Raw genomic sequence first — 13,017 nt, 5'->3', positions numbered from 1 at the left:
GTATTACTTACGCTTCAATCACTGCCAGTACGTTGTCTTCTTTCATGATCAGTAACTCCTGACCATCAACTTTGTGGGCTTTTTCGACGTAACCACCGAACAGAACTGTGTCACCAACGTTCACGGCAACGGCACGAGTGTCACCGTTATCAAGGGTGCGGCCAGCGCCTACTGCTACAACTTCACCTTTGCTGGACTTTTCAGCAGCACTGCCAGTCAGGACAATACCGCCTGCTGACGTAGATTCTTCTTCCAAACGTTTAACCACAACACGGTCTTGTAATGGACGGATAGTCATCTATTGATCTCCCGAGATTAACCTTTAGTTGATATAAGAAGCGCCACTTGAGGACGCTGGTGGATTTAAGATGGGGATGGGTAGAAAAAAACCAAGCGGGACAGGTGAAAAAAAATCAAAAAACAAACCTAACCCGCTGAAACAGATCTAATCTTTTCTTTCGAACTCGCCGTCAATCACATGACCACGGCGGTCACTCGACTCTGTAGATGTCGAATTCAGAGGTTCATTGGCGCTGGCCGCCGATGAGTCAAACCCTGGTCGGCCATGGGCATAGTAAGCCCCGCCAGGCGCCGCTGCATTGACCACCTGAAACTGGAAGCGCTTGATCAATGCCAACGCAACCAACTTACGCAGTGGTGCCGTCAGGATAAGGATACCGACGATGTCGGTGACAAAGCCAGGCGTAACCAGCAGCACGCCGGCAACCAATAACAGCAGGCCTTCAACAATCTCGGTGCTGGGCATCTGGCCCTGAGCCATTTTTTGCCGCACCGACATCAGCGTAGCAACCCCCTGGCTGCGCACGAGTGAGGCGCCAATCATTGCTGAAAGGATCATCAGTGCAACCGTGGGCATCACACCCAATACGCTGCCCACTTGGATAATGACGCTAACTTCAAGGATCGGGATAAGAATAAACATCAAAAAAAGAACAAACGCCAAAATGCACCTCTCATGCTGTGGGGTTGGCTTAAATCTCTATATTTGGGCGTTATGCCCTTTTATCAATGCAGCAACCGGTTAAAAATGGGACAGGTTAAATGCAACAAGGTTCCCTTCCGTGCCATCAGCAGAAAAAAACGTCACCGAACAGCGAAAGCAAATCACCGCCAAACTGGTCTTATCTACGTGCCCGGACGTTGAACATGCACAACGGATCGCGAGCTGTCTGGTAGCAGAACGCCTGGCTGCCTGTGTCAATCTTATTCCGCAAATGCAGTCTATTTATCGTTGGCAGGATAAGATCGAGCAAACCAATGAGGTACAGTTGCTTATTAAAAGTGACCACGGCACTCTGTCGGATCTCGAGGCACGGCTGACGGAGCTGCATCCCTACGACGTACCCGAATTTTTGGTGGTAACCATCGAAGATGGTAGCGCCGATTACCTGGCCTGGTTAGGCCAATGTTTACAGAGAGACACAAAATAATGTGGTTAAAAATGCGCTTTTTCTCGATGCTGTTCCTACTGCCGACATTGGTATCGGCCTCTGGGTTATCGGGTCTACTGCCCGCAGATGATCAATTTCTCCCCGTTGATGAGGCTTTCCAATTCAGCTATCAGCAAAACGGAAGCAGTGTTGAGCTAAATTGGCAGGTAGCCGATGAGTACTATCTGTACCGTGACAAGTTCAAATTTAAAGTTAACGGCGCAGAGATGGGCACCGCTGAACGCCCCGCCGGTATCCTCTACATGGATGAGTACTTCGGTGAGACTCAAGTCTATTATCATCAAGCTGTCATCACTGTCCCTGTCTCCAGTATCTCCGACAACGCTGAGCTCACGGTCACCTATCAGGGCTGTGCTGCTGCCGGCTTGTGTTATCCGCCAACTCGGAAAACCGTTTACCTGCAACCGCAACCGGACGAAGCTGCCGCAGCCCTAGCCACAGACACACCTGCGGCAGACGGCAACGCGACAACAGAGAGAGCATCCGGCGTGCCGATGGATCAAGGTGGGTTTAACGCGCTACTTAGCGAAGCCAGTGTAGGTTGGGCACTACTGCTGTTTTTTATCTTAGGCGTAGGGCTGGCTTTCACCCCTTGCGTTTTTCCTATGTACCCCATTCTTTCCGGCATTCTGGTCGGCCAAGGTGACAAATTAACCACTCGCCGCGCCTTCAGCTTGTCATTGGTGTATGTCCAGGGAATGGCGATCACTTATGCGGCACTGGGATTAGTGGTAGCAACCGCCGGTTTGAAATTTCAGGCTGCACTACAACATCCTGCGGTACTACTAAGTTTAGGCGGTCTGTTTGTCGTTTTGTCTCTTTCAATGTTTGGCGCGTTTAATTTCCAACTGCCCAGCCATTGGGTCAGCCGCATCAGCAATGTCAGTAACAGCCAAAAGAGTGGCAGCTATATCGGTGTGGGTATCATGGGCGTGCTATCCGGTCTCGTCGCCTCACCGTGCACTACGGCGCCCCTTTCCGGCGCGCTACTCTATGTTGCGCAGTCGGGTGATCTGGTGCTCGGCGGTCTGGCTCTCTACCTGTTAAGTGTCGGTATGGGGTTACCCTTACTGATCATCGGCACTAGCGGCGGCAAACTCCTACCGAAGGCAGGCGCCTGGATGGACAGCATTAAGATGTTGTTTGGTTTTGTCCTATTAGCTGCCGCACTGCTGTTGGTTGGCCGCCTGCTCCCCGCCATAGTAGAGAGCTTGCTATGGGCACTGTTGATTACTGTCACCCTGCTGTTTCTTGCCTTTACTAAATACGGCGCGGAACGTGGCCACTTTACCGCCCGCATCACTGTCGCGGTACTGGCTTTGACTGTTGGGGGTTGGACCGCCATCAATGGCCTGAAGCAGCAACCAGCAACCATCACCGGCCAGTTTATTAACGTGGCGAATGTCAGCGAATTACAACAACAGGTTGACGCTGCGGCAGCAGCAGGTAAGCCGGTGATGCTGGATCTTTATGCTGATTGGTGTGTGGCATGCAAAGAGTTTGAACAGAAAACGTTTCCGGCAGAACACGTGGTTCAGCGTCTAGATCAGTTTGTTTTGCTTAAGGCCGATGTGACCGACAACAGTGGCGAAGCCATTGCATTGCTGGAGTCCCTTGGCGTACTCGGACTGCCAACCTTGGTATTCTATGACCCCAGTGCCGCCGAGTTGGCAACACTGCGGGTTACCGGATTCCAAGGGCCGGATCGTTTTGCCGAACACCTGGACAGAGTCTTGGCCGAATAAGGGATCGTTGCAACCATGACAGCTGCATGCTCATTTTCCTGGATGGCAACACGGCGAGTGATCGCCGTCGCCCTACTCACGTTGATAGGGGTATTGGGGTGCGCCAGCGTTCCCTTATCCACCATGGTCAAAATGAGCCAGTTTGGCCCAGAAGAGTTTGTCGAACTTAAGCCCGAAGATATTCGGGCAAAGGTGACGGTTGAGGAGGCGGTTGGGTTAAAGCCAGAACAGACCATACTCGAAGTCACGCTCGCCAGCCCCAACGGGCAACTGATGAAAACCTTCAACTTTGAACTGATCTCGGAAACTCCGCGCACCGAAGAGCGCTGGCTGCGCGCGCCGCTGCACTGGATCGACTACGAAATGAAACTTACCGATGAAGGTGAGTCTGCATTTGAATCGTTTCAGCAGTTTGCCGCCAATGACCCTGAGCTAAATTCATTTGCCATCAGTGTTGGAGCAAAAGTCAAAAACCCACCGGCAGAGGGTGAGATCATGGTGATGTCTATTGCGCTCAAGCTTTATCAACAAGAAGCCTATATGCCTCTATTTGAAAAAGCCGAGATAAAGATGGGGAAAACAGAGATCTAACTCGCCTGAACAAATCTCGCTGCACAGTGTCAAACAAAAGCGGCAGACTCCGCCACTTCATCTATGCTTGGAGCAGTATTTAACTGTTCAGATAAGCCAAGTTAGAGTAAAACCTCTAATCAACATCAAAACTTTGCACTGATTCGACCAGAAAAATGCTGCGATTTTCTGCGAAAACAATATAATTCGAAAAAAGCGGGAACTTTTCACCGTTCCGACAGCTCAAAAAGCTAAATTTTGCTCAGATTTGACGTGCAATAGCCCATAAACACGAATTAGAAGAAAAAGCCTGCAAGATGGAAGCAAAACTCAACATTTTATTGCTGAATGGCCCAAACCTAAATCTACTTGGTTTACGCGAGCCTGAGATCTATGGCCATCAAACACTGACCGATGTGGTTCAGGCACTTGATGCCCAAGCCGCTTCTTATGGTGTGCAGCTTTCCCATCTTCAAAGCAACGCTGAGCATGAGCTAATTGAAGCGATCCATAAGGCGCGGGGAAAGATGGACTTCATCTTGATTAACCCTGCCGCTTTCACTCACACCAGTGTAGCAATACGCGATGCACTGCTGGGGGTGGCTATTCCATTTATAGAAATACACCTGTCCAATGTCCATGCCCGCGAATCGTTCCGCCACCACTCCTACTTGTCTGATGTAGCAGAAGGCGTCATTTGCGGTTTGGGCATTCAAGGTTATGAGTTTGCACTGCAGGCGGCATGTCGCCGACTGTGCCCCAACGACTAGAACAACGTACTAACGCAGAGAGAAATCGATGGATATTCGCAAAATTAAAAAACTGATCGAGTTAGTCGAAGAATCAGGTATCAATGAACTGGAGATCACCGAAGGTGAAGAATCCGTGCGCATCAGCTGTGGTGGCACAATGATGCAGGCACCGGTCCAGTATCAAGCCGCCCCAGCGGCCGCGCCAGCTGCAGCACCAGCCGCAGCACCTGCGGCAGCAGCGGCTCCTGTAGCTGACGAACCAGCGGGTCATTTGGTTCGCTCACCTATGGTCGGTACCTTCTACCGCGCATCATCGCCTGAAGCTAAGCCATTTTCCGAAGTCGGCCAGCATGTAAATGCTGGAGACGTCCTCTGCATCGTCGAAGCGATGAAGATGATGAACCAGATCGAAGCAGACACGTCCGGTGTTATTAAAGCGATCCTGGTCAACAACGGCGACGCTGTTGAGTTCGACGAACCCATGTTTGTTATCGAATAACCACAGAGAATTGTCATGCTGGATAAAGTCGTCATCGCCAATCGCGGCGAAATCGCGCTTCGTATCCTCCGAGCTTGTAAAGAGCTGGGGATCAAGACAGTCGCAGTGCACTCCACTGCTGACCGCGAACTAAAACATGTACTGCTGGCCGACGAGTCGATCTGTATCGGGAATGCGCCAGCCCAAGAAAGCTACCTCAACGTACCGTCCATCATCAGTGCGGCAGAAGTTAGCGACGCAGTGGCTATCCACCCTGGTTACGGCTTTTTGGCTGAGAACGCTGAATTTGCCGAACAGGTAGAGAACAGTGGTTTCATTTTTATTGGGCCAACGGCCGAAACCATCCGCCTGATGGGTGACAAAGTCTCAGCCATTGAGGCGATGAAGAAAGCGGGTGTCCCCTGTGTTCCCGGTTCTGATGGGCCTCTGGGCGACGATGAGGCGAAGAATATCTCTATCGCCAAACGTATCGGCTACCCTGTGATCATCAAAGCCTCCGGTGGCGGTGGTGGTCGTGGTATGCGTGTTGTACGAGAAGAGAAAGAGCTGATCCAATCGATCGCCATGACTCGCGCTGAAGCTAAAGCTGCCTTTAACAACGATATTGTCTACATGGAGAAGTTCCTCGAGAACCCTCGCCATATCGAAGTTCAGGTCATGGCTGACGGTCAGGGCAGTGCGATCCACTTTGGTGAGCGCGATTGTTCTATGCAACGTCGCCACCAAAAAGTGGTTGAAGAAGCACCTGCGCCAGGCGTAACTGAAGAGATGCGCCGCTTTATCGGTGAGCGCTGCTGCCGTGCCTGTGTAGAGATTAACTACCGTGGTGCTGGCACCTTCGAATTCCTATTTGAGAACGGCGAGTTCTATTTCATCGAAATGAACACCCGTATTCAGGTAGAGCACCCTGTGACAGAGATGGTCACCGGTGTGGATCTGATTAAAGAGCAACTGCGCGTGGCTGCAGGCCAACCGCTCTCTTTCACTCAGGAAGAGATTAAGATCCGTGGTCATGCCATTGAATGCCGGATTAACGCAGAAGATCCTAAGTCGTTTATTCCGTCGCCAGGTAAGATCAAGCGCTTTCATGCTCCGGGTGGTTTAGGGGTGCGTTGGGATTCCCATATCTATACAGATTATTCAGTGCCGCCGAACTATGACTCTATGGTAGGTAAGCTGATCTGTTACGGCGAAAGCCGCGATGTCGCCATCGCTCGCATGAAGCACGCGCTGAATGAGATCGTAGTCGAAGGGATCAAGACCAACATCAACCTGCACAAAGAGATCATGGCCGACGAGAACTTCCAGTTTGGTGGTGCGAATATCCACTATTTGGAAAAGAAACTCGGTTTGCAGTAATCACCACTGCTATGCTCTTAAAGGCTGCCTCGGCAGCCTTTTTTATTAGCAAAATCAGATCCCCCTTGCGCTTGGTCAACACCGGCGTATAGATTTAAGTCGCGCTAATTAACCATTCAGAGACCGACATGAAGCCCGCCAATCTATTATTCATCAGCTTGCTATCTATACTCTTGTGTCGCTTTGCGATCGCCGAAGAAGCCACCGAACAAAACACCACGAAGGCGCTCCCCGAACCGGTGCGGGTGGAGAAAAAGCTGTCAGGAAAATTCAATGATAAAAAGATCGAGTACCGCGTTATCGCCGCTGATACTCATCTGGTCGATGATGACAGCAAGCCAATGGCCAGTATCTTTAGCACGGCCTATATCGCTACCGGCAAGAAAAAGAGTGAGCAACGACCGCTGATATTCTTTTTCAATGGCGGCCCTGGCAGCGCGTCAGTTTGGCTGCACCTGGGGGGCTTTGGACCAAAACGTGTCGTTGTCCCCTCCAATGGTGAAAATGCAGGCGCACCGCCTTATCCCTTGATCGACAACCCGTTAGCGATGCTGGACATTGCCGACCTGGTGTTCGTTGACCCCGTTGGCACGGGTTACTCCCGAGCAATAGGGGAATATCAAGGCACCGATTTCTGGGGCGTGAAAAAAGACGCTGAAGTGCTGTCTCGCTTCGTTCGTCACTTTATCAGTGAACACAAACGCTGGAACTCACCACGTTACCTGGCAGGCGAAAGCTATGGCACGACGCGTATCGGGGCGCTGGTACGAGAACTACAAGAGGGCTGGAACGCAGTCAATCTGAACGGCATTCTGCTGATCTCTGCGATTGTCGATTACCAAACCGGTGACTTTTTTCCCGGTAATGAGCAACCGTTTATGAGCTTCCTGCCGACTTATGCAGCCACCGCTTGGTATCACAATGCACTGCCTAACAAACCCGAACAGTTGGCACCATTCATTGAAGAAGTGAAGGCGTTTGTTCTCAATGAATACTCTGTTGCCCTGCTCAAAGGCAGTCGGCTGACCACAGAAGAACGTGCAGTGATCATTGAAAAGCTGCATCAATACACTGGACTCTCCAAGCAGTATCTCGCCGCAACCGATCTGCGTATTCATGAGATGCGTTTTATGAAAGAGCTGCTTCGTGAACAAGGAAAAGTCGTAGGCCGTCTGGACTCCCGTTATTTAGGTACTGATGCCGATAGCGCAGGGGAAACGTTCGAAGCCGATCCGTCGGGTTATGGTATCGCCGCAGCTTATACCGCAGCGATAAATGACTATCTGGGACGCCAGATCGGAGTTGAGCGTAAAGAGATCTACCAGATCCTGAGCAGCGAAGTTTACAGACATTGGGATTGGTCCATGGGCGGCTCGCCCCGAGAAGAAAACGTCATCAATGTCGCTCCTTTGATTGCTAAAGGGATGCGCCAAAATCGTGATCTCAGGATCTTTGTCGCCAATGGCTACTACGATATGGCAACGCCCTTTTTCGCTACCGAACAATCCTTTGCCCATTACGGCATCGATCCAAAGCGTGTCACTATGACCTATTATCCGGCCGGACATATGATGTATGTCCACGAACCCAGCCTAAAACAGCTTACTGATGATGTCCGTAGGTTTATCGAAACTCCCTAGTTACAGCACAAATCCAGCAGCAGCTTGGCACTATCGGTGCAAAGCTGCTTGTACCTTAACTAGATATCGTTCTACCCTTGCCCTATAAAAAACAACACCATACTGGCACTTTTCAGCCAATTCGATCAGCAATAAGGCATGCAAGTCGATGACAGAGAACAAAACACAGACAGAGACGTCCTCTAATGAAGAGCCTCAAGCCGCCGTCGATGAGTCTCTCACCTCTGATGCAGAGCAAACGGCAGCGATCGATGAGCAAGCGAAGGCATTAAAAGTGAAAAAGATTACACAAGGCGTCTTAATTGCCTGTGTATTACTGTTTGTCTGGTATCTTATCGCCGATCGCGTTACCCCCAACACCGATCAAGCACGATTACGCGCTTACGTGGTCCCCGTGGTTGCTGAAGTCGCCGGCACAGTGATAGAGATAGGTGTCGACAATAACGAAATCGTTAAACAAGACAGCCTGTTGTTTCGTATTGATCCGGAGAAATACCAACTCGCAGTCGTTCAGGCAGAAGCCGACTTAGAGATGGCAGGCCAAGCAATTGGCGCGGACCTGGAAGCGGTCAGTGCTGCGCAAGCCAATGTGTTAGACGCCCAAGCCCACCTGACCAATAAAGAAGCCCAAGCCAAACGAACGCTTACCCTGACCAAGAAAGGGATCATGGCGCAATCATTTGGTGACCAAGCCGTTGCTTCAGTGGCCAAAGCAAAAGCCTCGCTGGCAAAGGCGCAGGCCGATCTGCGCGCTTCGAAACAGAAGTTAGGTAGTGAAGGAGAAAACAACCCGCGCATCCGTAACGCCATTGCCGCTCTGCGAAAAGCTCGTCTTGATCTGCAAAATACCGTAGTCACAGCTCCTCATTTAGGGGTAGCGACCAACGTGCAGATCAGCGTGGGACATTACGCCCAGACCGGTGCGCCACTGATGACTTTTATCTCGGCAGAAGATGTTTGGATCGAAGCCTATATGCGTGAGAACAACCTCGAAAATATTAAGGCCGGTGATGATGTTGAGATGGTACTTGATGCTGCACCAGGCCGCGTATTTAAAGGCAAGGTCGCCAGCGTCGGCTTCGGTGTTAACTGGGATAAGAACAACCAGCTTGGGCAACTACAAACCATTAATACCGCCAGTGGCTGGTTACGGGAAGCGCAGCGCATGCCAGTTATCATTCAGTTCACTGACGACGACAGCACAGGCTTACGCCGAGTCGGCGGACAAGTGGATGTGATTGTTTATACCGGCGACGGTTGGATTATGAATAGCATAGGTAAGCTGTGGATACGCTTCATCAGTCTGCTCAGTTATGCCTACTAACAGACGCTGACGCTTAAAGGCTGATCTCAATGACCCCGACCATCACGGATCCACAACAGCGACGGATGCTCAGGTTTGCCATCGGCACTACTTTAGCGATGGCATTTGCCTGCATCTCAGGCCTGCCGGTCGGCTACCTGATCCCAGTACTCACAGTATCGCTGTTAGGCAACACCCAACCCAATCCCGGGTTCAAAGGCGGCGGCAAGCTAATAATACTCATCGCTGGCAGTGCGTTGCTCGGGTTGCTGTTTTCCGCCGCGACCCTGCGCTATCCCATTGTCTGCATGCTGTTAGTGATCCTGTTTCTATTTCGCATTTTTAAAGGAGCAGCCAAAGGTACGCCAGCGATCGTCAGCGTGATGTTGTTACTTGCCTTCACCATGATACCGGTTGTTTCGTTAACCCATCAGGCGCTTTCTTTAACCGTTGCTGGGGGCCTAGCCACCGCCGGTTTGTTTGCAGTGCTCTTCCTATGGTTTAGCCATTGGCTAATCCCAGATCTGGATGTCACCACTGGCGTACCAGATAAGCAACAGGCAACGACCGTCAGTGACAGTGATGCGATCCACTCGGCGTGGATAAGCACAGTAGTGGTCACCCCTGCCGTGGTCAGCTTTTTCTATTTTGGCCTCACCGAAGACCTAATCACTCTGGTGTTTATCTGTTTATTGGCACTGACCCCGGATCTACAAAAAAGCAGTAAGGGCGCCACCGCCCTGCTTTTAGCCAATATCGCTGGAGGCTTAGTTGCATTGATTCTGTTCCGCCTGCTTGTCGCGGTGCCTGAACTGAGTGCATTGCTGTTACTGATCCTACTCACCGCCCTACTATTTAGTCAGCGGATCTTTTCTGATCGACCGGTGGCACCGCTGTACGCTTCGGCCTTTTCCACCGTGCTGCTGCTGATTGGTTCAACCACCGGCAATTTTGGTGGTGACGCCGATGCCAAATTCTACGCCCGCATTATTGGTATTGGTTTGGCTGCCGCCTATGTGATCTTTGCTTTTATCGTGGTGGCAATCTACAGCCGTCGCAGTCGCGCCACGGTCATCGCTGGCGGAACAAGCGCCAGCAATTAAAACACCCACCGATGGGGGCGTTACATAAAGCACCCACCGGTGACTTAACATCGACGCGGCGATATGTCAGAGTCTATTCATCTCCTTTCGCAAGCAACCATCACTGACTATGGCTATTGAAGTTTTCGATCGTATCTATCAACGTGCCGCCGAGCGTAAAGGCGGTGAACGCGCCTTGGAATTTCTCCTTAGCACGCCATTAAACGCTAATGAGCTGTGCCAGATCCCTGATCATCGCTATCTGTCGACGATGACCAAAGTGATCTTTCAAAGTGGTTTTGTTTGGCGGGTGATCGAGAACAAATGGCCAGCATTTGAAGAGGCTTTCTTTGGCTTTGAACCAGAAAAAATGGTGATGCTAGGTGATGCTCATATCGACCGCTTGCTGCAAGACGCCCGCATTGTGCGAAATGGCCAAAAAATAGCGACTGTGCCGAAAAATGCCCAGATGATCCTCGATGTCAGCAAACAACATGGCAGTTTTGCTCAATTCATTGCTGATTGGCCCGGAACAGATATCACCGGTTTATGGCTCTGGCTGAAAAAGCATGGTGCCCGACTTGGCGGCAACAGTAGCGCCTACCTATTGCGGCGCATGGGCAAAGACACCTTTGTATTGAGTAAAGATGTGGTCGCCCATCTGATTGGCGCAGGCGTGGTTGATAAGGCCCCCTCTAGTCAACGAGACTTAAAAGCCACGCAGACGGCATTTAATCATTGGGCTGAGCAATCTGGACGCTCTCTGACCGAAATAAGCCAGGTCATTGCCTACAGTGTTGGCGATAACCGAGTACAGGCTGAGTAACCTCACGGCCACCGCTAAGTCGATTAAGTAGGGAGTGGTAACTCACACTCACAGACAGCCACGCCGTTTAGGTCAGCATAAATATATTCACCCGGGTGAACCTCTACCCCGGCGATCTCGATTACGATTTCGACATCTCCTTGGCCACGTTTCGCGGTTTTAATCGGGCAAGTGGCCAATGCCTTTACACCAAAAGGCATCTGATTAATCGTACCGACATCGCGCATGGCGCCATTGATGATCACCCCGCCCCAGCCATTATCTATCGCTTTCTTCACCAGGTTATCGCCTAACAGCGAGCGGGCATTGGAGCCGCCGCCATCCACCAGCAACACGCGCCCGTTTCCTGGCAGAGCCAACTGCTCGGCAACACGGCTATTGTCTTCAAAACAACAAACTGTCTGTAGCGGCCCGAAAATAATCGGATGCAGGCCAAAACTACGCCAAGGCAAATTGAGTAAGCGCAACGCTTGCGGGTGTTCATCAAACAGATCAGGTAGCAGGTCTAACATCCTCTCTCCTATGCCATCACTCATCGCGAAATTTAGATTAGAGTTATTACTCAATCTGGTAGATATTCTAACAATTAGCAAGTCATCGAATATTTTTCACTCTAATCAGAGCCACCAGCAATAGCGTTGGTACTGTTATATAACGCCCCTGCCAGCTACAATCCGCCCATTCAAGATAATTCCAGGAGATGCCATGCCTTGGCTCCAGCTTCGCCTAAATGCCACCGCCGATACCGCAGAAAAAGTCGGTGACTTAATGTCTGCTTGCGGTGCCTTGTCTGTGACATTTTTGGATTCGAAAGACAATCCGGTGTTTGAACCTATGCCAGGAGAAACCCGCTTATGGGGAGAAACTGACGTGATGGGTTTATGGGATGCGGAAGCGGACATGGACATTGTGGTCAGCTATCTACAGATGCATGGCGGATTAACCAAAGGCCAACGCTATAAGCTAGAACCGCTGGAAGACAAGGACTGGGAGCGGGAGTGGATGGATAACTTTCATCCGATGCAGTTTGGTGAACGTCTGTGGATATGCCCAAGCTGGCGCGACGCGCCTGCGGCCGATGCAGTTAATGTGATCCTGGATCCTGGCCTGGCATTTGGTACTGGCACCCATCCAACCACTGCGCTTTGCCTGCAGTGGTTAGATAGTTTGGATTTAACCGATAAGACGGTGGTCGATTTCGGTTGTGGCTCAGGTATTCTTGCTGTGGCGGCGCTTAAACTAGGTGCAAAAAGCGCCATCGGCATCGATATTGACCCACAGGCGATCCTTGCCAGTCGTGACAACGCCGAACGCAATGGCGTCAGCGACAAGCTCAGCCTCTATCTGCCCGATGAGCAACCTGCGGACTTAAAAGCTGACGTAGTGGTCGCCAATATTCTTGCCGGCCCACTCCGGGAACTCGCACCTTTAATCTGCCGATTACCCCTGCCGGGCGGTCACCTTGCGCTCTCTGGCGTACTAGAATCTCAGGCGGAAGAGGTCGCATCAGCCTATCAATCACACATAAATCTCGATCCTATTTGTCAAAAAGAGGAGTGGGCGAGAATTAGTGGGATCGCGAAATAATTGCTTACAAACATGCTCTTTTACTTATGTATCAACAAGTTAACTAGAAAGCAAAAATATAAATAAATCGCTTGCTTTTGCGTCTGGTCAATAGCTGTTCGAAAGGTTAAAAACTGACCTTTCTTACGGCGAAAAAAAAAAGTAAACTACGCCGCTCTCAACAGATGGGTGGTGAAACTTTG

The 13,017-nt window shown here is 50.9% G+C and carries 14 protein-coding genes; 11 read left to right on the top strand and 3 right to left on the bottom strand.

All coding sequences use genetic code 11. From position 1 onward, the window contains the following. Nucleotides 1-7: 7 nt before the first annotated feature. The gene (locus DU002_RS18195) at nucleotides 8-298 is read right to left on the bottom strand and encodes a co-chaperone GroES (protein WP_114339883.1); all 291 of its coding nucleotides are present in this window, start codon (nucleotides 296-298) and stop codon (nucleotides 8-10) included. Between the two features lie 147 nt (nucleotides 299-445). Continuing rightward, nucleotides 446-964 (bottom strand): FxsA family protein, encoded by a 519-nt coding sequence (locus DU002_RS18190; protein ID WP_114339882.1) that lies wholly within the window; start codon nucleotides 962-964, stop codon nucleotides 446-448. 118 nt (nucleotides 965-1,082) lie between these two features. Between DU002_RS18190 and cutA the strand changes: the two genes are divergently transcribed. The 10 genes from cutA (at nucleotide 1,083) to DU002_RS18140 (ending at nucleotide 11,248) form a co-directional block, all read left to right on the top strand. Then, nucleotides 1,083-1,451 (top strand): divalent-cation tolerance protein CutA, encoded by a 369-nt coding sequence (cutA, locus tag DU002_RS18185; protein ID WP_233496546.1) that lies wholly within the window; start codon nucleotides 1,083-1,085, stop codon nucleotides 1,449-1,451. Next, complete coding sequence (locus tag DU002_RS18180; protein ID WP_114339881.1) at nucleotides 1,451-3,217, top strand: protein-disulfide reductase DsbD; 1,767 nt, start codon at nucleotides 1,451-1,453, stop codon at nucleotides 3,215-3,217. The genes cutA and DU002_RS18180 overlap by 1 nt, the downstream gene beginning before the upstream one ends. 15 nt (nucleotides 3,218-3,232) lie before the next feature. Further along, a complete protein-coding gene (locus DU002_RS18175; RefSeq protein ID WP_147271897.1) occupies nucleotides 3,233-3,808 on the top strand; it encodes a hypothetical protein in 576 nt (191 codons plus the stop codon). Nucleotides 3,809-4,104: 296 nt separating this feature from the next. After that, on the top strand, nucleotides 4,105-4,557 hold the full coding sequence (aroQ, locus tag DU002_RS18170; protein WP_114339879.1) for a type II 3-dehydroquinate dehydratase: 453 nt from the start codon (nucleotides 4,105-4,107) through the stop codon (nucleotides 4,555-4,557). A gap of 28 nt (nucleotides 4,558-4,585) precedes the next feature. Further along, nucleotides 4,586-5,038, top strand: a complete 453-nt coding sequence (accB, locus tag DU002_RS18165) for an acetyl-CoA carboxylase biotin carboxyl carrier protein (RefSeq protein ID WP_114339878.1) — start codon at nucleotides 4,586-4,588, stop codon at nucleotides 5,036-5,038. A gap of 15 nt (nucleotides 5,039-5,053) precedes the next feature. After that, nucleotides 5,054-6,397 carry an acetyl-CoA carboxylase biotin carboxylase subunit gene (gene accC / locus DU002_RS18160; RefSeq protein WP_114339877.1) on the top strand — a complete coding sequence of 448 codons (1,344 nt, stop codon included), beginning with the start codon at nucleotides 5,054-5,056 and terminating at the stop codon, nucleotides 6,395-6,397. A gap of 128 nt (nucleotides 6,398-6,525) precedes the next feature. Beyond that, entirely contained in the window at nucleotides 6,526-8,037 is a 1,512-nt protein-coding gene (locus DU002_RS18155; RefSeq protein WP_114339876.1) for a S10 family peptidase, read from the top strand. Nucleotides 8,038-8,185: 148 nt separating this feature from the next. Beyond that, nucleotides 8,186-9,361 carry an HlyD family secretion protein gene (locus DU002_RS18150; RefSeq protein WP_114339875.1) on the top strand — a complete coding sequence of 392 codons (1,176 nt, stop codon included), beginning with the start codon at nucleotides 8,186-8,188 and terminating at the stop codon, nucleotides 9,359-9,361. 29 nt (nucleotides 9,362-9,390) lie between these two features. Further along, nucleotides 9,391-10,443 carry a DUF2955 domain-containing protein gene (locus tag DU002_RS18145; protein ID WP_114339874.1) on the top strand — a complete coding sequence of 351 codons (1,053 nt, stop codon included), beginning with the start codon at nucleotides 9,391-9,393 and terminating at the stop codon, nucleotides 10,441-10,443. 109 nt (nucleotides 10,444-10,552) lie between these two features. Continuing rightward, nucleotides 10,553-11,248, top strand: coding sequence for a DNA-3-methyladenine glycosylase I (locus tag DU002_RS18140; protein WP_114339873.1), 696 nt, complete (start codon nucleotides 10,553-10,555; stop codon nucleotides 11,246-11,248). 23 nt (nucleotides 11,249-11,271) lie between these two features. Here DU002_RS18140 and DU002_RS18135 read toward each other — a convergent pair whose 3' ends face one another. Next, nucleotides 11,272-11,760, bottom strand: coding sequence for a putative 4-hydroxy-4-methyl-2-oxoglutarate aldolase (locus DU002_RS18135; RefSeq protein ID WP_114339872.1), 489 nt, complete (start codon nucleotides 11,758-11,760; stop codon nucleotides 11,272-11,274). A 193-nt stretch (nucleotides 11,761-11,953) separates the two neighbouring features. On the opposite strand from DU002_RS18135, the gene prmA reads away from it, so the two are divergent. After that, entirely contained in the window at nucleotides 11,954-12,835 is an 882-nt protein-coding gene (gene prmA / locus DU002_RS18130; protein ID WP_114339871.1) for a 50S ribosomal protein L11 methyltransferase, read from the top strand. Nucleotides 12,836-13,017: the final 182 nt, after the last annotated feature.

The organism is Corallincola holothuriorum, assembly GCF_003336225.1.
Taxonomy (GTDB): Bacteria; Pseudomonadota; Gammaproteobacteria; order Enterobacterales; family Neiellaceae; genus Corallincola; species Corallincola holothuriorum.
The sequence above is the reverse complement of the archived record's forward strand: the minus strand, read 5'-3'. Positions and strand labels throughout refer to the sequence as shown.